The organism is Argonema galeatum A003/A1 (assembly GCF_023333595.1).
Lineage (GTDB): Bacteria > Cyanobacteriota > Cyanobacteriia > Cyanobacteriales > Aerosakkonemataceae > Argonema > Argonema galeatum.
The window spans coordinates 115,397-139,071 of record NZ_JAIQZM010000011.1 but is presented as its reverse complement, the minus strand read 5'-3'; the positions used below and the strand labels follow the sequence as shown (position 1 = coordinate 139,071).

19 protein-coding genes and 2 pseudogenes are annotated in these 23,675 nt (G+C 44.6%); 8 read left to right on the top strand and 13 right to left on the bottom strand.

All coding sequences use genetic code 11. From position 1 onward, the window contains the following. The first annotated feature begins 11 nt into the window (after nt 1-11). A complete protein-coding gene (locus tag LAY41_RS14235; RefSeq protein ID WP_249098701.1) occupies nt 12-1,784 on the top strand; it encodes a DUF6798 domain-containing protein in 1,773 nt (590 codons plus the stop codon). Between the two features lie 64 nt (nt 1,785-1,848). Here the strand turns inward: LAY41_RS14235 and LAY41_RS14230 are convergent, their stop codons facing one another. The 3 genes from LAY41_RS14230 to LAY41_RS14220 form a co-directional block, all read right to left on the bottom strand. After that, entirely contained in the window at nt 1,849-4,623 is a 2,775-nt protein-coding gene (locus LAY41_RS14230) for a protein kinase domain-containing protein (protein ID WP_249098697.1), read from the bottom strand. A gap of 313 nt (nt 4,624-4,936) precedes the next feature. After that, nucleotides 4,937-5,662: a Uma2 family endonuclease gene (locus tag LAY41_RS14225; RefSeq protein WP_249098695.1), complete on the bottom strand. Its 726-nt coding sequence runs from the start codon at nt 5,660-5,662 to the stop codon at nt 4,937-4,939. A gap of 145 nt (nt 5,663-5,807) precedes the next feature. Further along, nucleotides 5,808-8,021, bottom strand: a complete 2,214-nt coding sequence (locus LAY41_RS14220) for an NACHT domain-containing protein (protein WP_249098692.1) — start codon at nt 8,019-8,021, stop codon at nt 5,808-5,810. A 320-nt stretch (nt 8,022-8,341) separates the two neighbouring features. On the opposite strand from LAY41_RS14220, the gene smc reads away from it, so the two are divergent. Both smc and LAY41_RS14210 read left to right on the top strand, forming a co-directional pair. Then, on the top strand, nt 8,342-12,310 hold the full coding sequence (smc, locus tag LAY41_RS14215; RefSeq protein ID WP_249098689.1) for a chromosome segregation protein SMC: 3,969 nt from the start codon (nt 8,342-8,344) through the stop codon (nt 12,308-12,310). A gap of 85 nt (nt 12,311-12,395) precedes the next feature. Continuing rightward, on the top strand, nt 12,396-13,448 hold the full coding sequence (locus tag LAY41_RS14210) for a PRC-barrel domain-containing protein (RefSeq protein WP_249098686.1): 1,053 nt from the start codon (nt 12,396-12,398) through the stop codon (nt 13,446-13,448). A 175-nt stretch (nt 13,449-13,623) separates the two neighbouring features. Here LAY41_RS14210 and LAY41_RS14205 read toward each other — a convergent pair whose 3' ends face one another. Together LAY41_RS14205 and LAY41_RS14200 are read right to left on the bottom strand one after the other, a co-directional pair. Next, a complete protein-coding gene (locus LAY41_RS14205) occupies nt 13,624-14,100 on the bottom strand; it encodes a hypothetical protein (protein WP_249098682.1) in 477 nt (158 codons plus the stop codon). A 171-nt stretch (nt 14,101-14,271) separates the two neighbouring features. Further along, the gene (locus LAY41_RS14200; RefSeq protein ID WP_249098679.1) at nt 14,272-14,442 is read right to left on the bottom strand and encodes a hypothetical protein; all 171 of its coding nucleotides are present in this window, start codon (nt 14,440-14,442) and stop codon (nt 14,272-14,274) included. Nucleotides 14,443-14,540: 98 nt separating this feature from the next. Here LAY41_RS14200 and LAY41_RS14195 point away from each other — a divergent pair, with 98 nt between their 5' ends. The 3 genes from LAY41_RS14195 (at nt 14,541) to LAY41_RS14185 (ending at nt 15,598) form a co-directional block, all read left to right on the top strand. Continuing rightward, entirely contained in the window at nt 14,541-14,915 is a 375-nt protein-coding gene (locus tag LAY41_RS14195; RefSeq protein WP_249098676.1) for a hypothetical protein, read from the top strand. A gap of 62 nt (nt 14,916-14,977) precedes the next feature. Then, entirely contained in the window at nt 14,978-15,217 is a 240-nt protein-coding gene (locus tag LAY41_RS14190) for a hypothetical protein (protein WP_249098672.1), read from the top strand. Nucleotides 15,218-15,238: 21 nt separating this feature from the next. Further along, nucleotides 15,239-15,598 (top strand): hypothetical protein, encoded by a 360-nt coding sequence (locus LAY41_RS14185; protein WP_249098669.1) that lies wholly within the window; start codon nt 15,239-15,241, stop codon nt 15,596-15,598. Between the two features lie 105 nt (nt 15,599-15,703). On the opposite strand, the gene LAY41_RS14180 is transcribed toward LAY41_RS14185, so the two are convergent. Together LAY41_RS14180 and LAY41_RS14175 are read right to left on the bottom strand one after the other, a co-directional pair. Continuing rightward, on the bottom strand, nt 15,704-16,084 hold the full coding sequence (locus LAY41_RS14180) for a type II toxin-antitoxin system HicB family antitoxin (RefSeq protein ID WP_249098666.1): 381 nt from the start codon (nt 16,082-16,084) through the stop codon (nt 15,704-15,706). Beyond that, a complete protein-coding gene (locus LAY41_RS14175; RefSeq protein WP_249098662.1) occupies nt 16,059-16,325 on the bottom strand; it encodes a type II toxin-antitoxin system HicA family toxin in 267 nt (88 codons plus the stop codon). Before LAY41_RS14175 ends, LAY41_RS14180 begins: the two co-directional genes overlap by 26 nt. A 48-nt stretch (nt 16,326-16,373) precedes the next feature. Here LAY41_RS14175 and LAY41_RS14170 point away from each other — a divergent pair, with 48 nt between their 5' ends. Beyond that, entirely contained in the window at nt 16,374-16,838 is a 465-nt protein-coding gene (locus tag LAY41_RS14170; RefSeq protein WP_249098657.1) for a hypothetical protein, read from the top strand. Between the two features lie 66 nt (nt 16,839-16,904). Here the strand turns inward: LAY41_RS14170 and LAY41_RS14165 are convergent, their stop codons facing one another. The 3 genes from LAY41_RS14165 to dacB all read right to left on the bottom strand — a co-directional run bounded on the left by LAY41_RS14165 (nt 16,905) and on the right by dacB (nt 19,312). Continuing rightward, the gene (locus tag LAY41_RS14165) at nt 16,905-17,261 is read right to left on the bottom strand and encodes a type II toxin-antitoxin system PemK/MazF family toxin (protein ID WP_249098655.1); all 357 of its coding nucleotides are present in this window, start codon (nt 17,259-17,261) and stop codon (nt 16,905-16,907) included. Then, nucleotides 17,251-17,616 carry a hypothetical protein gene (locus tag LAY41_RS14160; protein WP_249098652.1) on the bottom strand — a complete coding sequence of 122 codons (366 nt, stop codon included), beginning with the start codon at nt 17,614-17,616 and terminating at the stop codon, nt 17,251-17,253. Before LAY41_RS14160 ends, LAY41_RS14165 begins: the two co-directional genes overlap by 11 nt. A gap of 160 nt (nt 17,617-17,776) precedes the next feature. Next, nucleotides 17,777-19,312 carry a D-alanyl-D-alanine carboxypeptidase/D-alanyl-D-alanine endopeptidase gene (gene dacB, locus LAY41_RS14155; RefSeq protein WP_249098648.1) on the bottom strand — a complete coding sequence of 512 codons (1,536 nt, stop codon included), beginning with the start codon at nt 19,310-19,312 and terminating at the stop codon, nt 17,777-17,779. Between the two features lie 311 nt (nt 19,313-19,623). Here dacB and LAY41_RS14150 point away from each other — a divergent pair, with 311 nt between their 5' ends. Next, nucleotides 19,624-20,838: a hypothetical protein gene (locus LAY41_RS14150; protein ID WP_249098646.1), complete on the top strand. Its 1,215-nt coding sequence runs from the start codon at nt 19,624-19,626 to the stop codon at nt 20,836-20,838. Nucleotides 20,839-21,207: 369 nt separating this feature from the next. On the opposite strand, the pseudogene LAY41_RS32800 reads toward LAY41_RS14150, so the two are convergent. The 3 genes and pseudogenes from LAY41_RS32800 to LAY41_RS14135 form a co-directional block, all read right to left on the bottom strand. Further along, a pseudogene (locus LAY41_RS32800) lies at nt 21,208-21,987 on the bottom strand (leucine-rich repeat domain-containing protein); the annotation flags it as partial. 15 nt (nt 21,988-22,002) lie between these two features. Beyond that, nucleotides 22,003-22,863 (bottom strand): annotated as a pseudogene (locus LAY41_RS32795) (leucine-rich repeat domain-containing protein); the annotation flags it as partial. A 100-nt stretch (nt 22,864-22,963) separates the two neighbouring features. Continuing rightward, nucleotides 22,964-23,467 carry a DUF29 domain-containing protein gene (locus LAY41_RS14135; RefSeq protein WP_249098641.1) on the bottom strand — a complete coding sequence of 168 codons (504 nt, stop codon included), beginning with the start codon at nt 23,465-23,467 and terminating at the stop codon, nt 22,964-22,966. Between the last annotated feature and the right edge of the window lie 208 nt (nt 23,468-23,675).

Here is a 23,675-nt window from a genome sequence, read left to right as displayed (position 1 = left end):
GAAAAGCAATTATGAAAGACGAGAGAAATATCACCTTAAAAAGCCACAATAGCTTAAAAGGGCTGTTGCTAGCAGAAGGAAACCCTTCCATTCATATATATGCCATAATTTTATTTTTAGCTTCATTACTTATGACAGGATATGCCGTTTATTACGGCAACCAATCAATCCAAATACCGCTAGTTCATCTATTAAATAATCCTGCGCTTTATCCCAACGATCCATTTGCTGCCACTTTGCCTTACTACTCTTCCATGCTTTGGCGGGTAGTTGCCTTGGGAGTGCGGGTTTTCCCGCTAGAACCGTTATTTATCGTTTTATTTTTACTGGAAAGACTCTTAGTTATCTATGCTGCCGGATATCTGGCGCAAGCTTTTGCGCCCAACTCGCGACTAGCTGTTGTTGCGGGAATGGCGCTATTTGCTTTAGCACCAAATTCAATTCTGGGTCATGGCGACGTTTTAACGAACTATTTTGAACAAACTGGATTAACGATACCATTTTTATTATTAGCGATCGCAGCTTTTTACAAAAATAATCCAATTTTGTGGGCTATTTGGATGGGAGTCGCATTTAACCTGAACAGTATGTACGCCACCTATGCTTTGACATACTTTGGTGCTATCTTCTTCACCGCTCCTTTTTACCGTCGAGCGTGGAAAAAATGGATTCATGCTTTCGGTTTATTCTTACTCATAGCTTCCCCAAATATAATTTTAACCGCCTCTGCTTTTGGCAAAAAGACTACAGACAGCAACTTATGGATCGTGACAAGTCAGGTGCGTTTTCCTCATCACCTTTATCCACTAACTTGGAGTTTTATCAGCTATCTTCAATTCTTTACTTTGGCTGTTTTATTTGTTGGTTTCCTATATCAAAATAAGCAGAAATGGTCAAAACTATTTAGGCATGGGATTGTCTGGACTGGAGTTTGTCTGCTGTGGTTAGTTTACGCTTTTATAGCCGCTTATGTTGCCAAATCTCCTCCCATGCTAGTCATGCACCCAGGAAGAGCAACGGATTTGTGGTATTGCTTTGCTGGAATAGCGATTATCTCAGGATGTGCTGTCAAAATCGAAGAGAATCATACTAGGAAAACTTTATTACAAGCAACTTCAATTGCCGGTGTATTGCTGGGCGTATTGACAACTGCTTTATCGCCAAAATACATAGGTTTGTACGTGATGTTGGCAGGGCTAATTGCCCTGATATGGGAGCCAATATGGAATTATGTTTTTGAACGAGGAAACGAGCGTCGTCTGGCGTTATTACTGACAAGTTGGGTATTTTTAGTGGGTACGGGAGCATTTTTAAGCCGCTTTCAAAATACTAGAAATGTTAAAGATGCCTTAATTGAGTCACCCTATACAGAACTGAGACAAATAGCAGATTGGGCTAGTAAAAATACTCCGCTGGATGCAGTTTTTTTGGTAGATCCAGAATTGGAACATTTTCGCTCTCTGTCAAAACGCCCTGTGTTTGTGACGTGGAAAGATAGTTCGGCAATGCTTTGGTATAGACCCTACGTTAAAGATTGGGTAGAACGTATGCGCCTACTGGGTTTTGACATCACAAAATCCCAGGAAATACTCGATAATGAAGCTTTCAGAGTCAAACTTAGCAGCTTTTACAACAATCTGAGCGACGCAGATGTGAGTAAAATCCAAATAAATTATTCCATCCGCTACTGGGTTGTTTCTGCGAAAAAGACTTCTAGTTTTCCTGTGATTTTCCAAAATCGGAAATTCAAGATATTAAACTTGCAGCCGCGTGAGGTACGCTAAAATCAGTTCAAATTACAGATTGCAGATATAATTTAATTTTAAATTTACAAATGCCCAGTTACCGTTACGGATTACCTATCTGGGCGAAATGCTCTAGCAGCAGTCGATGGACGAAGATGTAACCGCCGCCAACTTTTTGCAAAAAAATGCGATCGGTCCCCCAGTCAAGGAAACGAGCGTAGTTCCAAGGTATATACCCGTTCAAGTAGAGGACAAGGCGCAGAACGAAGTGCTTAATACAAGCTTCTCCTCCTCCTGCTACCATTCCAAAACATAATCCAAATGTTCCCCAAAAAAATACTGGCCAGTACAATATCTTAGCTGCAATTCCCAGCATCAGAAATCCAATCAAGCCGAAGACGATCGCATTCTTAACAGACTGCCAAATACCTTGATTGGGAACAGCGATCGTTTGGATAGAGGGAGAAGTCATCCCGCGAACTAGCCCAAAAATTGTGCCTATAATAGCGGCAAACACTACGCCGCGAATCAATGAATAAAACAGAAAATTCCTCATGTGAGGGGCAAAAATTTGCCAATGCAACGGGTTAAAGATCAGCTCGTAAGGTAGTTTGAGTATCAAGCCAAAAAGTAAGCCAAGCATCAACCCGCGAATTATATTCCTACTGCCGTTGTTCCATGACCACTTGAGACTTTCAACCGGATTAATCCGATTAACCTCTAAAATGGGTGCTAAAATCACAGGAATCAAAATCAGCCAAAAAATTACCCGTTTAATCGGCAATAACATCTGACCGATCAGTCCGCCCACTATTAGAAAAATCATCAAAAGTCCGAGAGAATATATCTGTTGTTGCAGTTTTGTTTTCAACCATTTGGGCTGCATTCGCTCGATTAAAAAGACCGTTTGAGAGTCTTGATACATACGTTTTGCCAGCCAAGTTAGCCAGCGCATCGATTGCTCTTGTGAATATTCAGAATTAGGACTGCGGCGATCGAACATTCTTTTAATATAATTATCAAACAAATGTTGGCGGCGTGCTGCCAAGTTTATACCGGGTAAGTCGGTAATTGACATTCCTCGGTAAGCGAGGGTAATGATACTCAAAATCAGAGGCGATCGCGCTAATTCTTGCAAAGTGATATCTGTTTGCAATGCTGTATTAACTGCTGCCAAATCCTCGCCAGCAGCCGCTAAATATTGATGGATTTGATCTAAATTTAGGGGTTGGATGAAGACAGCACCTTGAAAGTGCAGGCGAGTTGAAAGTGCTTCGTAATCTTTGATACGGCTGCAAACTACTATTTCTGTTTGTCCGTGTTCCTGGATGAATTGGTTGATAGCTTGAACGCACAAATCGCGCCGCTCATTACTTACTTCATCTAAACCATCCAACATCAGCAATAATTGCTCATCTTTCACCCAAGCTTGACCGATTTGCTTGGAAACTTGATATTTTGTATTGAGTTCTTGCACCAGCCAATTGGCCAATGAACTTATTTTGTCACGCTTAGCTAAGCCTTGCTTTTCAATCGTCCAAGATGATAGGTTAAACAGTACAGGTATGGGATGGTTGATGTCTCGATTGGCACGATTAATTAAGTCACGAGCAAGTTCCAAAAGTGTCGTTGTTTTGCCTCCACCTGGTTCGCCTAAAATTAGCAGCGATCGTCCTTCGCCCAGTTGGTCGAATTGGTTGATTACTTTGCTTTTTGGTGGTAAAATTTGTCTGGGGATATCTGGCGTTTCCCAGGCCATGCCCCAAGGACTTGCGATCGCATCAAGGCGTTTTTCCAAACCAAGTTCAATCAGCGCTTTGCCATGTAAAGAACTTTCCAGCACTCCTTTAATCCAGTAATTTTTGACTTTGTTGAGCAATATCTGGCGGTTGCGATAATCTTGTCTGTTTTCGGGAGGTTTCGTTTCTGAGTTACTTTGGTTAGTGCTAAGAAATGTTCGTGTTTCTGGCTCTGTCGCGTTACTCGTTTCTGCCTGAAATGATGGTACAATAGGAGAAGGTGTAATTGTTTTTGGTAATTGCGGTAACACCCGATCGACAGGGTGCAAAGCTAAGAGCATTTCTCTAGCATTGGAATAGCGTTCTTTGTGATGCGATCGCACTGCCCGCTGTAAAACTGCTGCTAAACTTGAACTAATATTGCGATCGCTACCACTAAAAATAGTTTCCCCTGTTTTAAGGTTAGCCTTTAAATCTTGGGGACGTTTCCCAGTTAGCAGATAGATAGCAGTCATCCCCAAACTGTAAATATCAGTGGCGTAGACAGGTTTGCCAGCCGCTTGCTCAGGGGGCATATAACCCATTGTACCAATCACAATAGAGGTAGTAACTTCTCCTAGAATATCCACCCCAGCATACATCGTTTCTTTCGCAATACCGAAATCAATTAAAACTGGTTTGCCATCCTTTTGTCGCAGAATGATATTGGCAGGTTTGATATCGCGATGGATGATACCTCTGTTGTGAATATAATCGAGAACTGGTAAAATATTTAATAGTATTTCCTTCAGTGCGCTTTCGCTCAGCACCCCATCCTCTTTTACCTTTTGATTTAGGGTAACGCCTTCAATCCACTCCTGAACTAAATAAAATTCTCCAGCTTCGGCAAAATAGGCGTACAACTTAGGGATTTGGGCGTGTCCCTCCCCCAGTTGCTCCAAAATGGCCGCTTCCCGCTGAAATCGCTCCTTAACCAGTTGGTAAACCTGCGGCTTGTTAGCGACGGGTTTGAGCTGCTTAATCACACAGAGACGACGAGAAGGCATATGGGAGTCTTCCGCCAGAAAGGTTTCGCCAAATCCACCTTTTCCTAGCGCCCGAATAATACGGTATCGGTTGTTCAGAAGCGCTGATGTCATTTATAGCGAGGGGCTAGGGGCTAGGGGCTAGGGGCTAGGGGAAGAAGAGTATAGAATCAAGGGCTTCGCTGTGAGCGCCGAAGTCCGAACGGTTTCAGGGATTAAGAACGTCCTAACTGCCTTGGCGGTTGCTATAATTTCAAAGTACCAACTTCTACTCTATCAGAATCATAGCTACAGAACTTACGCAATTGGCACATTAAACAGAGGTACGTTGTTGCGCTTTAGCGCTAAAGCGCAACAACGTACCTAAAACTCTAGTTTCGGCTGGTATTGACATATTTTTTCACCTTCATTCTCTTGATAGTTTAACCTATTGTTCTGACGCTGATAACCGTTGCACAAATTCTTGGTGTTCGTCTGTTTCCAATCCCTTCTGCAAGACAGACAGCACCTCAGCTAAATTTCCCTCTAGCAAAGCCGATATAGCCAACCACAAACCGGGGAAAATTTGACTGCAAATCACGCCATCTGCATTGGGTTCAAGATGTATATATTCACCTTCGCTCAACTTAAACCAATCGAGTTGTTTGTTGTAAACTCGCCACACTAGATATTCCTGTACTCCGTTGCGACGGTAAACTTTTAATTTGTCATGCAAATCGTAAGATGCGGTACTAGCTGCTATTTCTACAATCAATTCCGGTGCGCCCTCCACATAGTCATCATCGCTGATAACAGACTGTCCACCTACATCTATTCGCAAAAGTGCGTCTGGTTGTGGTTCGTTATCTTCATCGAGACGAACTGTGGCATTATCTAGTAAATTAACGCCAGGGGTAGCTATCCAGTAAGCTCCTAAGCAAGCCATAATTGCAGCGTGAGGTTGGCCATGTCTTTTAGCTCTTACTGCGGATGCCATATATACCACTCCTTCAATTAATTCTGCTTTTTTAATATGCGGCATAGCCTCGTAACGCCGTTCAAATTCAATGCGCCTTAGTCTGTCGCCATTTTCCAGGGGTGGGATCTCAATGACTGTATTGTTAATTTTTTGTGGGGAAAGAACTTTGGTCGCTACACTTTTTTCTGGTGTCATAGCTTACTCTCCGATGCTATAGCTTTTATTTTAGCACTTGAAATCCTGTCATACCGATGTGTATTTATCAGTTTCTTCAGGTACGTAGTTGGGCTTTAGCCCTCTTAAAGAGGGCTAAAGCCCAACTACATACCTAATATTAAAGTTACATCTGGGCAAAATGCTCGCGCAGCAAGTCGTGGATGAAGCGATAACGTCCGCCAATTCGTTGCAGAAAAAGTCGCTCTGATGAGTAATTGAGGAATTTGGCATAGTTCCAGGGAATATCGCCATGCTGCCAAAGAATGAGGCGCAGGCTGAAGTGTTGAATGCAAGCACCGCCAGCAAAAAATATGGCAAATAATAGTCCAATAATCAATCCAGTAATTATTGGCTCTATTGGCTCTATAATTAGTGGCTGCATTGGCTCTAATGGAGAAGTAATTGTAATTAAACCATTCTGCAATATTAGATTAAAAGTAATTCCAACAAATGAGCCAGTTATCACCGTAAAGAGTACAGCTTTATAAGCTGACTCCCAAATTCCTTGATTTGGCTGTTTACTATTTAAAATCTCAATATCCCTGTTAATAAAACCGCCAATTATTACTACAATTGGCATTACAAGAATACAGAAAAATATTCCCCAAATAAGTGTTCCAACTAGAACATATTTATTCAAATCTAGCACAAAAACTAAACTTAATATAGCAATAAATACAATTATTGTTATCAGGCAATTTTTTAGCAAATTTAAAGCTTTTTTCCAAGACCATTTTAATGTTTCAACAGGTTCTATTCGAGCGCTCGCTCCAAAAATAATATCAAAAATTAGCCCAAAAATTAGCCCCAGAGTAAGCCCCCAAATTAGCGCCACAATTAGCACCACAATTAGCCCAGAAATTAGGCGATAAATCCCCTTTTGATTACCCGAATACAACCAATTCGGCTGCATTTTCTCAATCAAAAACTCTGTCTGATTTTTATCTTTTAATTGTTTCGCCAACCAAACTAACCATTTACGAGTATCTGCTTCGTTTGGCTGCTGCCCTTGCGAGTAGTGAGGTTCAAATTCCCGTTTAATTTCGCGCGTAAACATTTGCTCAATATACTTATCAAACAAATAGCGCTGACGCTCATCGGGAGTATTGCACTTTTGCCAATCTGGAATCGAGATAGAACTGGATGCTAACGCCATGAGGTTGAGCAGTAGGGGTGACTTTGCCAACTCCAACAAATCGGGGGCTTTCTTGATACCAGGCAACAAGTTCAGACCGCCTACCGCACTAAAATACTTCTGCATTTGCGATTCTTCCAACGGTTGCAAACAAACCGCACCATTAAGCCGCAATGGACTTTTACAGTTTTCAAACTCTTTCAGCCGAGAGCAGACTACCAAATGCCGCGCCCTTGCGTCTGTTTCCAGAAACTCATTAATTTGTCGAAGACAACTTACTCGCCGCGTTTCTTCCTGTTCATCTAAACCATCTAAAAACGGTAATAGCTGATGCTCATCCAGCAAGATTTGGGCAATATCGGCGCGGACACCATATTTAGTTTTGAGTTCCGCCACCAACCATTCAGTCAGCGATTGGCTGTTATCTTTCCAGGAAAAAAGGTCAAGCAAAATGGGGATAGGTTCATTCTCGTTTTCTGTTGCTTCAGCGCACAAATCTTTCGCCAAATCGAGCAGCGTCGTGGTTTTGCCAGCACCAGGCTCTCCTAAAATCAGTAATTTGCCGTCTTTTCGCTTAAAAACATCAATAATTTTTTCAATTTTTTCGTCTGCGGGATGGACATTTTGCCCATTATCGGCTGTAGCAACTGTCGAAGTTGACATTCCCAAGAATTGCGACACCCATCGGCGCGGCAGTTCAGTTGACATTCGCAAGAATTGCGACACCCATTGGCGCGGCAGTTCAATCCAGTTAATCGGCTGTCGATTGTCTGGATTGACTGCGGGAAGCGGTTCTCCCCCCACATTATGAGGTAGCTCTTTCGCAGCCAAGTCAATCATTTTTTGATTGTGCAGCGAAACTTCTAGCCGTTGCGCCACCTCATCCCGGACAGCCTTAAGCAGTTGATTTCGAGGGGAAGGATTTTCGGTGTTCTGCTTGTAGCTGAGCAAGAGTATTGTTAGCAGCGAGTAGGCGTAGCCCAAGACTAGAAAATAGGTTTGGTAATCTGCTGAGGTACTGCCGCTTGCCCAGTTTACTATGGCTGCTATCAAGCCACACCCCGCACCCAGTCCCAGGATTAACCACTTGCGCCGGTATGAAATCCCTGGTTTACCCCATTCGTTAATCAGAAGACCCGCAATAATGGCAAGTAACCCATTCAGTAGCCATAGCGATAGTTGGGGGAGGTCAGGTGTTGGCATATTTGGAACTAACCCGGTGTAGATTACTGAAACGCCAGGGACAGGGGAGTATTACAGCGGTTTGCAGATGAATGAGGTTCAGGGCGAAGCATTGCGGGATGTGGGTTAATTTAAGACCGAAACGTTTATTCCGCAATGCTTCGCCCCTACAATTTGTACTTCACTCAGTTGCAAAGCGCTGTAATTGCTAATGTAGCAGGGTGATAAGTACCAGCGCTGAAGAATAGAATAGGATTTCTCGTCTGTATGAGGTTTGCACTAACCTGTTGAGGATCGATCGCTGATACACTTGTACCACCATGCCTAGTTGACCAGCGCCTATGCTTCATATCAAGCGCCTGGAACTCACTCACTTCAAGTCTTTTGGCGGCACTGTCCAGATTCCAGTGCTGTCGGGGTTTACTGTGGTCACTGGGCCGAACGGTTCGGGAAAGTCGAATATTCTGGATGCGCTACTGTTTTGTCTGGGACTTGCTAGTTCTAGGGGTATGCGTGCGGAACGTCTCCCGGATTTGGTTAACCAAAACCACATGAATCGCGGCACAGTTGAAGCTATTGTGACTGTTACGTTTGATTTGAGCGATGAAGCGGGGTTAGTTGCGGATGTTACAGGAGAGGGGAACCCCACCCCCAACCCCTCCCCGTCGAACAGGGAGGGGAGTGATATAGGGGAGGGGGATGGTCACCCCAACTCTGACCTGTCGAACAGGGAGGGGAGTGAGATAGGAGGGAACCCCACCCCCAACCCCTCCCCGTCGAACAGGGAGGGGAGTGAGATAGGGGAGGGGAACGCCGACTCTGACCTGTCGAACAGGGAGGGGAGTGATATAGGGGATGGGAACGCCGACTCTGACTCTGACCTGTCGAACAGGGAGGGGAGTGAGATAGGGGAGGGGAACGCCGACCACGACTCTGACCTGTCGAACAGGGAGGGGAGTGAGATAGGGGAACAAAATGGCGCGGGTGTTTCGCGTGTGGAAGCAGATGGACAGGGGAGTGAGGAACAGGAAAATCGAAAATCGAAGAGCCAAAATCGCAAATCGGCGGAGTGGAGTGTTACCCGCAAGCTGCGAGTGACTAAGCAAGGTAGTTATACCTCGAATTACTACATGAATGGCCAATCCTGCACGCTGACGGAACTCCACGAACAATTGGAGCGCTTGCGGGTTTATCCAGAAGGCTACAATGTGGTGCTGCAAGGCGATGTGACGAGTATTATTTCGATGAACTCGAAGGAACGCCGCGAGATTATTGATGAGTTGGCGGGGGTTGCAGCGTTCGATCGCAAAATTTCTCAGGCGAAGCAAACTCTGGAGTCGGTTAAGGAACGAGAAGATAGCTGTAGAATTGTCGAAAAGGAATTGGTCGCTCAGCGCGATCGTCTTTCTCAAGATCGTATTAAAGCAGAAAAATACCAAAAACTGCGCGGCGAACTCCAAGAAAAAGAGCAATGGGAAATCGTGCTGGGGTGGCGTTCTCTGCAACAACAAGAATGGCATCTCAGGGAACAGATAGAAGCAGGCGATCGCAATTCTACCGAACTCAGAGAACAGCTATCCAATCTTAACTTACAAATCGAGCAAACAAACGTCAACTTGGCAGATTTGAATGCTCGCGTCAAAGCTTTGGGAGAAGAAGAACTTTTAGCTTTGCAATCAGTTCTCGCTACCCAACAAGCGGAACAGCGTCAGCTACAACGCCAAGCTAGAGAACAAGAAACATCTGCACAAGAAACATCCCGGCGTCTGCACGAAACTGAGCAGGAAATCGAACAACATCAGCAAAGTTTAGAACAATTAACCCAGGAACAACAAACTCTGGAAAGGCAGATTGCTTCTTTAGTTACCACAAGGGATGAAGCGCAACATGATTTAAACCAAAGTCGGGAAAATGCGAGTGCGATCGCATCTGCCTCGGAAGCATGGGTACAGCAACAAACTGCCCTGACTCGCCAAATCGAAACTCTGCTGCAAACCATCGATCCTCAACGCACGGAACAAGCGCAACTGAGAGAACGCTATACCAACTTAGCTCGACAAATAGAGGAGCAAAATCAGCTTTTAGAATCTCTGGTACCGCAACTTGATACCAAACAATCTCGTGCGGTTGATTTTGAAATTCAATTGACAGAATCTTCTTTAACAGTTACATCATTAACTCAATCTCTATCCGCAGCAGAACAAGAACTGCAACTCCAACAAGAAACTCAAAAACGTTTGTTGCAAGAACAACGAGATAAACAACGTCAACTTGATAAACTGGAAGCTCAAGCACAAGCTCAACAAGAAGCTCAAGGTACTTACGCTATCCAAGTTATTCAACAATCTGGATTGCCGGGAGTTTGTGGATTAGTTGCCCAATTGGGTAGAGTTGAACCGCGCTATCAGCTAGCACTTGAAACTGCTGCTGGTGGACGGATGGGAAATCTCGTAGTTGAAGATGATGGGGTTGCTGCTGCTGGAATTCAACTGATCAAACAAAAACGCGCTGGAAGAGTAACTTTCTTACCGCTCAACAAAATTCAATCGCCACCATTCCATCAAGCAACTACGCTGCGATATGCGAATGGGTTTATTGATTATTGCGTTAATTTGATTGAATACGATTCGCGCTATCGAAATATTTTTGCTTATGTTTTGGGGGGAACAGTTGTTTTTGATAAAATAGATGATGCGCGTGTTTACCTGGGTCAATATCGGATTGTCACATTAGATGGGGAACTTTTGGAAACTAGCGGCGCTATGACTGGGGGGAGTAGCAGTCAACGTTCGACTCTGCATTTTGGGACGGGTGATGCTAGTGAATCTGGTGAAGTCAATAACTTGAGAAATAGACTGCAAGAAATTGAACTAATTTTAGAACGTTGTGGTGACGCAATACATTCTCTTTCTGTTAAGACAAAACAACTATCTCATCAATTGACGGAAGCACGTCAACAACGACGGGAACAAGAATTACATTTTGAACAATTGCAGAAAGAGATTAAGAGTTTAACTGCACAACAGGAACAGGCCCGATCGCTTCTATCTAAAAGTAGCCAAGAACTTGCCAACGCGCAAACTCGTTTGGAATCTCTGGATAGGGAGTTACCGACACAGGAAGCGCGGTTGGCTCAACTTCGGCAAGCTTTGGCAGAATTGGAACAATCCCAAACTCATAGCGAATGGCAACAAATCCAGGCGACTATCAAAGTTCAGGAAGTGGAATTGCGAGAAAGAGAACAAGCTTTTCGCAATACAGAACAAAGATTAAAGGATTTGCAAAATCAGCAGATGCGCTTGCAAGAGAAAATCCAGGACTGTAATCGACGGGTGGAAGAATACCAGGGTCAAAAATTAACCATCAGCGATCGCAAATCAACCATCAACGCTCAGCTATCTGCTATAAATGAACAGATAGCTCAAACTCAGGCATCAATGACTCAGGCAGAGGAGGCATTGGGAGAAGAGAAGAAAGAGCGCGATCGGACCGAAAATCATCTGCGTGAGTTACGCTTATCTCAACAACAACTGGAATGGGAACTGCAAAAACTCCAGGAAACCCAAGTAACTCGCCGAGAGGAACTGACAAACATCCAAACTCAGCGGCAAAGCAGACAGGCGGAATTACCCGAACCTTTGCCATCAGTACCCGAAAATGTGAATCTGGAAGAACTGCAAAAGGAAATGCGTACTCTCCAGAAACGCCTTCAGGCAATGGAACCCGTCAATATGCTAGCCTTGGAAGAATACGATCGCACCCAAAACCGCCTCCAAGAATTAACCCAGAAACTAACTACCCTGGAGCAAGAGCGCACCGAAATACTCTTGCGGATCGAAAACTTCACCACCTTGCGGTTCCGCGCCTTCAAAGAAGCCTTCGACGCCGTTAACCAAAACTTTCAAGCTATTTTTGCCGAATTTTCCGAAGGCGACGGCAGTTTGACCCTGGACAACCCGGAAGACCCCTTTGCTGGCGGTCTTAACCTCGTCGCACATCCCAAAGGCAAACCCGTGCAGCGCCTAGCATCCATGTCTGGCGGCGAAAAATCCATGACGGCGCTGAGCTTTATCTTTGCCTTGCAGCGCTACCGTCCCTCACCTTTCTACGCCTTTGATGAAGTTGATATGTTTTTAGATGGAGCAAACGTCGAGCGATTGGCTAGAATGATCGAACAACAGGCAAGCCAAGCACAGTTTATTGTCGTCAGTCACAAAGGGCCTATGATTAAATCAGCCCAGCGCGTGATTGGTGTTACCCAAGCGAGGGGAGCCTATACCCAAGTTCTGGGAATAAAATTACAATCCTAAAGATTGGCTCAATCAGGCAATTGGTAATCTGAATAATTAAGATAAGTATTGTGACAGGGTTCGAGGCCCAGATTCGGGACACATAATGACATCTGAACAAATTAGCCAACGCTCAGACATCTTAGGTACTCAGGTGATCACCCGCGACACAGGTAAGCGCCTTGGGGTGGTTAGTCAACTCTGGGTAGATATCGATCGGCGGGAAGTTGTAGCTCTCGGCCTGCGAGAGAGTATACTGTCGATGGGCAACGTGCCACGGCTTATGCTCCTGAGTCGCGTCCGTCAAGTCGGTGATGTTATCCTGGTTGATGACGATAGCGTCCTCGAAGATGATGTTGATGTTGAAATTTACAACACCCTGATCAACTGCGAAGTTATTACAGAAACTGGCGAAATGTTGGGTCGGGTGCGGGGCTTCAAGTTTGATAATGAAACTGGGAAAGTCTCCTCTCTCATTATTGCTTCTTTCGGCGTTCCCCAAATTCCCGATCGCATTGCCGGTTTTGAGACCATCAGCACCTACGAGCTTCCCATAGACGAAATTGTCAGCAGTGGCCCGAATCGTCTCATTGTATTTGAGGGAGCCGAAGAGAGACTGGTACAGCTCACCGTCGGTGTGATGGAGCGCTTAGGCATTGGCAAAGCCCCTTGGGAACGCGAAGAAGAGGAAGAATACGGCAGACCTACCACAATCAGACCGGAAAATCAACTACCTACCGGCGTTCCTCTGCAAAAAGCTGAGCCGATTCGGAGAGCCAAACCCTTAGCCCAAGAGACTTGGGATGAAGACCAGTGGGAAGAACCTGCACCTCGGCAACCCTTGCGTCAGGCACAACCTCAGCCCTTGCGTAAAATGGCACCGCCACCAGAATCAATTTACTACGATGAAGAAGATATAGAAGAAGAAGAAAACTGGAGCGACGCCGCCCAGACCCGGAACAATTACGCCAAGAGAGCGTATGCGGCACCAGAACCTCCACCACGCTATGACAACAAAAAGTATGAGGAGGAGTACGACGATGAAGAGGAGCAAGATGCCTGGGCTGATGACGAAGCGCCTAAGCCCTACAAAGCTCCCAAGGTGAATATACCGGAGAAGATTAAGGCTCCAGAATACGAAGAGGAAGATCGGTACTAAGTTTGTAGGGTGGGCAACGCCCACCTTACGATTTTTAATGAAACTGTTACTTAAAAACCGCTTTTAAGCTGTCGAGTATCTTTTAACTTTCTATCAAGCAAAATTTCCTCTGGTTTTCCCATTTCCGGGTCTTCCGTACTTAGTGTGCTAATTTATCTCAGCGAGCAAATTTCTATCAAGGTCCCCCGATGAGTTTGTCTGATTCGCGTGCGAGCAATTCATTGACGATCGTCCGGTCGTTTTGATAAATTTCAAATCGGATCGTGTCGGAGTCTGAATATCGGAAAGTTACAATATAGGTAAGATTCCGGTCTGGATCGGTGAATCGGTATTGCGGTCGGCTCGTCGTACCCATGACCTTGAAACCTGTTAGGTTAATTGTACTACCATCTTGCTGGTTTTTAACGTAGAGGATGTAATAAGCCGGTTCCCATGCCCAAAAAGAAGCCTGCCAATTCGAGTTAGAAAAGGTTCCCCGAATCGAAAACTTCCCTACGGTTATCGGACAGTTGTTCTCCTCGGCGTCAGTTCCATTGCTGGTATCTAAATAAGCTTGACACGGTTGGTCTGATTCGTCTGCCTCTGCTGCAAATGATAGAGATAAAGAAAACAAAGTGCAAACAGTTGCCAAGGCGATCGTTCTTAGTTTCATGATGATTTTTACCTCGATTCTTTATCATTTATACAACGATATTAACCGCTCAAAGTGAAAAATATCAGCCTGAGATTAAGCAATCAAGCCGAAGTCCAAAATTAACTAAGCCAGACAATAAATAAACCGCTCTTGTTTTACCGTAATGACTACTTCCCCAACGGAAATTTATTAAAATTTTAGCACAGTAATTCCAGAAGGAACTGATTTTACCGACTTGCTAGAGAGTTGGATATAATTGCGATCGCACTTCTTCTCTCCCTCTTCCTCTGGGCCTCTGCGGTTCAATAAAAAAAGAGCGATCGCACCACGAAAGAAAATGCGATCGCTTTTTTTTGGCAATGTCTATTTTCCAATTTAAAAAAAATCACTTGATTGTTGGATGCTACCAGATAGCCTGAAGCTAATTATGCAAACCTAGATTAAAGGAAATCTCCAATATGGACGATTTTACCCGTTGGGAAGAATACGCCCCTCAAGCCTACGAAGCTATCTGCCAAGCTGACGATGTAGCAGAAATTGCCCGCAACACTGGTTTACCAGAGTACCGCACCAGACGGATCAAAAACCACCTGTTCTACCGAGAACACCAGCTTGATGATAGAGTCAGTCGCTTCGACCCTGACCCAGATATTGCTGATGCTTGGGAACGGTTGCGCCGAGGCGACTATATTGCTGAGGATCTAGCTCTATTAGAGCATGAATACTTTGAATCGCGATTTGAGGGCATCTTTCGTACCGACTACCGTACTGCACACGAAGCAACAATACGTTCAGGTCGCATCTGGAACCCACCGTCACCACCTCTGGCATAGTGGAACTGATAGGCTAGTAGCAGTCTGTCAAAAATCCACTATCAGAAAAAAGGAAAATAGGTATGGCTTTTTATGTGTTGCTTTGGAAAGAAAAGGAAGACGATACGAGCGTCGTCTATTGTTTTGGCCCCCACGAAAAGCTATTTGGCAAACTGTGGTTAGATAAAACTAATGGCGTAGTTAAAGAAATCGAGCCTGTTCCCACTAATAACTCAGATGCTTTATTTCCCAGGGCAGCAGTCAAAATTCGCCAGCATTGGAAACAGGGAAATTTTCCCGAAAAAACTTGTTGGGCATCGTGAGTTAAGGTTTGGGTAAAGATAATGAAACTCCGCCAAAAGTTTGATGAACTGGCAATGCTGGAATTGTTCTATGCCGAACCAGTAATTGCTATTCCCGCTGATGGATACTGGTGTTATGAAGTAACCGACGCTTCAGGCATCAAACTACGCTTTGGCATGGATGCGATTCAAGAATCAGTTCAAATTAACCTAAAACTTTCCGATGTCTCTATTCTTAACTTCACGTTTGAGATGGTTGAAGATATTGAAATTATCGATCCTGAGAAGGGAAAGTTTGCTTTTGAAGTAGCAGCCAAGAATCAAGAAGTTAAAACAAGGGTACAAGTGGAACTCAGACCGCACATTAGAATCGAGGGAGCTACTTTGAGAAGCAGCTACTAAGCGCTCTCTTCCCCTCCTCTCCCCTCTTCCTTCGCGTCCTTCGCGCCTATGCGCGAACGTGGTTCGATTCTCCAAAAGCGATCGCACTTTTCCAAACCATCTCAACTAACTCACCCTACTCAACAGAGACACAATATACTGATTCAAACTGACATTTTCCTGTTCAGCCTGTTCAACCAAACGACGATGTAGAGATTTAGGCATCCGCACAAGCAGCTTACCACTGTAGCTTTCTTCAGTGCTGGGTAAAGGAATATCGTCTCCCGATTCATAAGCAGTTTCAATCCACAACTCCCGCGCCTCATTGATATTTGCGATCGTCTCATCCAGAGTTTCACCTTGAGTTAGACATCCAGGCAAATCTTTAATCTGTGCCACATATCCCTCCTCTGGATCGGGGTAAAGTGTTACTGGATATTGAAGATTTAAATAATATTCCAGTGGCGGTTTTTCAATCTGCTTATTCTTCTGATTCAGCGTCTTCATCGTTCCATTCTTCCAATTTCAATAGCTCAACGATTTGCTGGACGTAAACTCCCTTAACTTTCTGTCCGCCTTTTTTGGGTACAGTAATCTTTCTACCTTGCGAATCTCTAAAACTGTGATGGCTACCCTTAGACCTTTTTTCTTCAAAGCCAAAAGCTGACAAAATATATAGCACATCCTCAAATCGCACTTCTGGTGGTTGATTGAGGAATTGCTCTACTAATTTTTTTAATTTACCCATGAGGCAAGAGTAATCATCAGTAGTATTATAGCAAAGCAAAATAAGAATATGCAAGATAACCTAATTACTATATTGCTCAATGCCTTAGCAGAGCAAATTTCCATCGAAAATGCTGGTTATCTGGCACTTCGCGAACTTTGTCATAGAGGTAACGTACCAATTGAATTACTGCTTTTAGCTCACTCGCTAGCGCAATGGGTATCTTGTGCCACAATTGACGAGCTAGATGGTTCTTTCCTAGAGCGTGCAAGGGAATTAGCCCCTGATAATCTGCGAGTGCTTTACGCTGTGCTGGAAAAACAGCCTAATATTGAAGGCGATCGCAACCAAAGAGCTTTTGAGCATAAAATTATAGATCGCATTTTGAAGTTATATCCCGCAGATCCAATTGCCACAGAAGCTAGAGCAATTCTGGCAAATAGCCATGAAAGTCTGCCACTAGATTTTATTAACCGTTTGCCAAATCCCTTAGAGGATGTTGATTTCACCCAGTTGATAGAGGCATTGCGTTAAAGCGATCGCACTTTTCCAAAATACCAAAAATGCGATCGCTTCCGACTCTCCTTTTCCTTCGCCTGTCTACGGAAATTGAACGACGAGAGCCAATCCTAACAAAACTGCTTCTAGCTTCGTGTCTTCAATCACTCCTATTTTATTAGTAAAACGCTCTAGAGAAACAGAGCGCGTTTGCAAAGGGTTTGCCGCCGAAACTTTTGTTAACCCGTTTTCTGGAGATGGCTCAATCTTCACTATCCAAGCAAAATTTACCAGAGATGCTTTCCAAGCGGTAATTGGAACCACCAAACGTAATTTCAACCCTTCTAATCCGTCGGCACTTATGACGATCGCAGGACGGATTTTCTGAATTTCATCGCCTCTAGTTGGATCGAATTGCACCCGCCAAATCTCACCCCGCTTAGGTTCACTACTCATCATCCCAGTTGTCATCTTCTATATATTCCTCTACCCACTCCATCTCCTCAGAACCAGGCAAAAAACAGTCCTTTGCTTCCTCAACTTGCTGTGCTAATATAGTATTGCGTTCTGCTACTGGCAGATGAAGTAAAGCACGCAAAGCAATGGTTTGGTATCCGGCTGGATGAGCAGCATTTGCGATCGCCTTCAGCGCTTCTATCCTTTGCCATTGATTATTAATCTGCTGCGCTGTCACTAAGGCATCGGCGAATTCTCCCACTTTTACTTGAGCTAGTGTCATATTTTTTAGCGCTGTCGATGAATCAGGTGACTGTTCTATTTGAGGGGAAGAAATTAATCCTTTATTTTCCATCATGGACAACAAACTCCCGCTACTTACGCGCTAGTTGATAAATGCTATTAAATTATATACTAATTTACTAACGATCGCACTTCCTCTCCCCCTCCTCTTCACATACCAGAAACCCGGTTTCTTGAAGAAACCCGGTTTCTCTGCGGTTCAATTATAATCTAATTTAACAACGACGCAAACGAGTCAACAACAAAACAATCTCATCAACTGATGGACGCATCATTTTAGCAGGCAAATCGGATTGATTCAGAATAATACTAAAAACCACTGTTTCATAATTAGGAGAATCAACATATCCAGACAGGGAATTAACCCCACTTACCGTTCCAGTTTTAGCTTGCACAATACCTTGAGCAGTTGTATTTTTAAAGCGATTTTTGAGAGTACCGCTGACACCAGCCACAGGTAAAGAAGCGCGGAAAATATCAGCTTCTGGTGATTGTGCCATTCCCTTAAGCAACTGCACCAACGCTTCTGGACTAACTAAGTTGTGACGAGATAATCCCGAACCATCTTCGATCGCATAACTTTGCGGATCGATTCCCAGATCGGTTAAAGTTGATTTGATCGCAGCCAACCCCATTTCAGCCGTATTCAGACTCTTAGTTTCCGATTGCTTTTTAACAACCCCAATGGTTCGCAGCAAAGCTTCCGCATAAAGATTATTACTTGGCTGATTGGTATCTATTAAAAGTTGCGATAACGGTGGAGATTCGACAGATGCTAACTCTTGTTCATTGCTACTTTTATTGCCAGATGCAACCTTTGCCTGCGCGACACTAATCCCTTCGGATTTTAAAGCTTCTTGAAAGTGTCGCAAAAAGTGTTCGGCTGGATCGCGAACTGCTACATCAAAGTCTTCTGGTTCGGAATCAACACTCAACTCACCTCGGATTTGTAAAACCGGCTTTCCTAAAACACCAACTACTTCTACCGAACTTTTTGACTTAGCTTTACTTGTAACTGAATAATTTTCTACCTGCCATTGCAGCTTGGCAAATGGATCTTGCCAACGAAATTTTAGCGGTTGACCTAATGCTTGAGGTAATAATGTTAGCGCCAAGGCATTTTGATTCAAAATCAAACTATTGACAGGTGCGCCATAATCTGATTGCACATCTTCCCATTCCCAATTAGCATTAAGTATCGGCCCCTGAAAATAATCATCCTGCACAATCAGTTGCTGTACTTGGCTGATTCCCTGACGCTTCAGTTGTTGTGCCAAATCTTTAAGTTGAACATCTGTTAAACTGGGATCTCCCCGTCCGACGACCCGCAAAACCCCATTGTTGCCATAAATGGATGTGCGAATTCGGTATTGGGAACCCAGCAGACGCAAAGCTGCGGCGGTTGTCAATAGCTTGGTGTTGGATGCGGGGATAAAATATTGTTGCGCTTCGCGACTGTAGAGAGTTTGGGAAGAAGATAGCGTTTGAATGAGAATACCCCAACGATAGCGGCGGAATTGAGGACGATTTGCGATCGCATCAATGGCTTCCGGCAACTGCGCTGAGCAAATATTCTTAGCAGAATCCACTTGTTTGCCAGCTAAGTCTGACGCCAAGACTTCTGGACTGGCAAGTGTCGGCGACTGCGCCTTTGCACTCAGTTCTCTTCCCCATACCTGGCAACCCAGAACAAGCACCAGTAGACTAATTGGCTTACCAACATCTGCCAAATTTTGAAAATTTATAGGCATTTTCAGATACTGCGGGTAACCCGCATCAGTTCATCCCTTAGTGGATGTTTGAAAAGTTGCTGGCGATACACCAACCCTTTGGAGATCCCCCTAAATCCCCCTTGAAAAAGGGGACTTTGAGGCTCTTGTCCCCCCCTTTTTTAAGGGGGGCTAGGGGGGATCGTCTGATACTTCTCAAACATCCTCTTAGAACAAAAAGCATACACTACATAAAGTTCTATCCTATGATGGATGTCCCCGGATATCCTGAGTTCCTAAAATAGTCTAATTGAAAAAACTAATAAAAAATTACTTGTGACTCTACTTTTTGTATGAAAACGGGCAATCGAGAAAGTGACAAACGCGCAACACCCCCAGGAACCAAGCGTCGCGGCGGCGGTGTAAACAGCTTTTTGGCCGGTGTGGCGACTGTGCTAGCTCTCCTAGCTTTGGGAGTTGGAGGTTTTTTGCTTTATCGAGGGATGCAATCTGGGCAGGTGAGAAACCCTCTCAATCCTCAAACTAACAGAAACAGCACTCCAGTTGCTCCATCCACTCAAACACCTGTTTCGCCATCTCCAGAACCTAGCGTCGCTATTCCACAAAACCCTTATGTACAGCTTGCTTTAGGAAATAAAGCGCGAGTAGAGTTACTCTCGGTGACGCGAATTCCAGGAAAGCCTGATGAAGTGAATGTGCAGATGCGCGTTAATCGGCTTACAGATGCGTTTGCAGGAAGTGAGATCGTTAATGTCGGCGCTACAACTGCCCGCAATCCCATCACCAATGAAACCTACCAAGCTGTCGATTCTGTCAAGCGATCGTCCGGGCCAATTTTTCTGTTTAATATGGGCAAGGAACAACCTGTCGATGGCTATGTCGTGTTAAAGGTGCCAGAAGGTGTCAACACAATTGATATTTTAGTCAAAGACACGGGTGCGTTTAGAAATGTGCTGATTTCCAATGCAAGTCTAATCCCTGGTGTAGAAAGCAGTTCCACAGCGAGTCCATCTAGCACACCGCAAATCATCCCCACACCGAGCGCGACTCCAACTGATAGAACTAACAATTCCTCTGTGAGTCCATCTACTAAAACCCCCGCACCCCAGGCAGCAACTCCATCTCCCAGTACCGCTGCACCTGCACCCACAACCATTGTGGAATTTCAACCGGGTGCGTTTCAACAATTAGCATTCGGTACAAAGGCGCAAGTAGAATTGCTTTCGGCTAAGCGAATTCAAGATCCGCAAACTGGTAATAGCGATGTGGTAAATGTGCAGATGCGAATTCGCCGTCTTGGAGATAAGGTAGCGGCAACTAACATCATAGGCGTTGGCGAGACAACCGCCCGAAATCCCGTCACAAGCGAAACATATAAAGCGGTTAATCCCCGCGATCGATCGACTGGTTCTATATCTTTATATGATATTCGCCCCAATGCCTCGGTAGATGCTTATGTCTGGCTAAGGGTGCCGCCAGGAGTGCATACTTTGGATATCTTTATTCCCGAAACTGGGGCGTTTCAGCAGGTGCCTATCTCTAATTAGGGCGTTTTTTCTCGATCGCTTGGGCATACCATCGCTGCGATCGCTTATATAGCTAGGGGCTAGGGGCTAGGGGCTAGGGGCTAGGGGCTAGGGAAGAGGGAAGAGGGAAGAGGGAAAAGGTTACTCCGTAAGGGATTTGGATAAGAAGTAAGAGTTGGAGTTGCCCTAACCGACGAGAGCGATCGCTTATAAATCTCATTAAAGAACAGAATAATGGCAAAACCCGTCCCTACGAACGCCCTATCAAAGAACTGATTTCAGTGTACCTCACGCGGCTGCAAGCCACTGTAATCTGAGCGAGGGCGAATTTTGCCATTTTTCACTACCCAGATTTTGGCTTTGGTTTTGCTCTTGGGAGGTTGTTTCATATCATGTTTCCACTGCAAATTCTTCTGGATCGATTCCCCAATTTACCCAGCGAACTGCTTCACGCGCTGAGTTAATGTCTGGTGGTACTCGCAAAACGTGAATGAATCTAGTACTAGGGCAAGTCATTTTTAACAAATAAATTGGCTCGACATCGACCTCATTATCGATTTTTAATAAAGTATATTCTCGCCAAGTATCTAACTCAGTCGCTTGTAATTCCTGGCAAATGCGATCGTAACCAATTTTTTGGATCAGCAATCGCCTCAATTCAGCGTTGTCTTCTTCCAAGAGCCATTTTGCCTGCCATTGGTGCTGGTGCGAAAAATATTTTTTGGGCAAATTCACATCGTAGACAAACGCAGACTCTAGATTGCTAAGCGATCGCAATGGACTCAGGTCTGTTATTTGATTGTTGTAGAGCTCCAGGGAAGTCAGGTTGGTAAGGGTAGAGAGTTCACTCAGGTCTGTTATTTGATTAGAGGAGAGACGCAGGGAAGTCAGGTTGGTAAGGGTAGAGAGTTCACTCAGGTCTGTTATTTGATTAGAGGAGAGACACAGGGAAGTCAGGTTGGTAAGGGTAGAGATTCCACTCAGGTCTGTGATTTGATTGTTGTTGAGAATCAGGGAAGTCAGGTTGGTAAGGGTAGAGAGTCCACTCAGGTCTTTTATTTGATTAGAGCAGAGATACAGGGAAGTCAGTTCGGTTAGGGTAGAGAGTCCACTCAGGTCTTTTATTTGAAGATTAGCGGAGAGATTCAGGGATGTCAGTTCGGTTAGGGTAAAGAGTCCACTCAGGTCTGTTATTTGATTGGTGTCGAGAGACAGGGAAGTCAGGTTGGTAAGGGTAGAGAGTCCACTCAGGTCTGTGATTTGATTGTTTTCGAGATTCAGGCCAGTCAGGTTGGTAAGGGTAGAGAGTTCACTCAGGTCTGTGATTTGATTGTTCAAGAGATACAGGTATGACAGGTTGGTAAGGGTAGAGAGTCCACTCAGGTCTGTGATTTGATTACCGGAGAGAGACAGGTGTGACAGGTTGGTAAGGGTAGAGAGTCCACTCAGGTCTGTGATTTGATTGATGACGAGATCCAGGGAAGTCAGGTTGGTAAGGGTAGAGAGTCCACTCAGGTCTGTGATTTGATTAAAGTCGAGATCCAGGGAAGTCAGGTTGGTAAGGGTAGAGAGTTCACTCAGGTCTGTGATTTGATTGTTCCTGAGATTCAGGGATGTCAGGTTGGTAAGGGTAGAGAGTTCACTCAGGTCTGTGATTTGATTAGCGGAGAGATTCAGGTATGTCAGGTTGGTAAGGGTAGAGAGTCCACTCAGGTCTGTTATTGGATTGTTGTAGAGATACAGGGAAGTCAGGTTGGTAAGGGTAGAGAGTCCACTCAGGTCTGTGATTTGATTGTTGTTGAGATGCAGGTCTGTCAGGTTGGTAAGGGTAGAGAGTCCACTCAGGTCTGTGATTTGATTAGTGGAGAGATCCAGGTATGTCAGGTTGGTAAGTATCCGATCGGCTTCATTGCAGTCAGAAGTACTAGCATACTCTAACAGCACCTCAACCGTGTGCCTCGCCTCTTTTGAAAGACTATCTTTGTGCAAACACCAGTCGGCAAAGCTGCTGAATTTCGGAGCTTGGTTTGGCTGTAGTTCGGACATAAGGCAAAAATCTCCTGTTTTTTCATCTGGACTGGTTCAGAGCCCCTAGCTATACTTTATTCCAGGTTCAAGTGGTAACTATAAACTGAGGCTTTGCGTTTCAATTTTCTACCACCCAGTTACGACCCGATTCAATTGATTCTCCTGGGAAAAAAGTAGCATCTAGAACTTGCTCAATGGAGTAAGGACACTCAGCCGGAAAATCTTCGTCAGTGAGGGATGTCTCGCGTGCAGCTAGATCGATCCCATCTTCATAAGCTTTTTGCAACGCTTCTGGAAGATAGGGTTTCAAGCTGGGATTTTCATCCAAGTGTTGAAGAATTCTGCGACGTTGTTCCCGCAATGTGAAAAACCAGCTTTTAGATCGTTTGTTGGGTTGAAATTGCCATTTGAGCAAATGACCGAGTAGAACACCCAATCGATTTCTTAATTCCTGACGTACTTGCTTTCCCAAAGATTCTATTTCCTCAACCAAATTGACAATATCCAGAGATTCCCATCCTCCTGCTTGCAGCAGTTTTGCTTGTTCCTGCGTCCAAGCATAGAAATCTTTGTCGTAGAGATTGGAGGTTGTCTGTGAGGATGCGATCGGTTTTGTATCCATGACTCAATTCCACGTCACAATAACTATTAGACCTCTCCATAAATTAAAGGTGCGTTACCTGTAACCCTCGTAGAGACGTTGCATGCAACGTCTCTACTTTTTTGGAGAGGTCTATTGTAAGTATGGCAGTCGCAGATGCGATAATTTCACCCCCTTGGTAGTTGGGGGTGCGGGATGCGGGTTTAAAGTATTAATCGGAGCGCTTAAC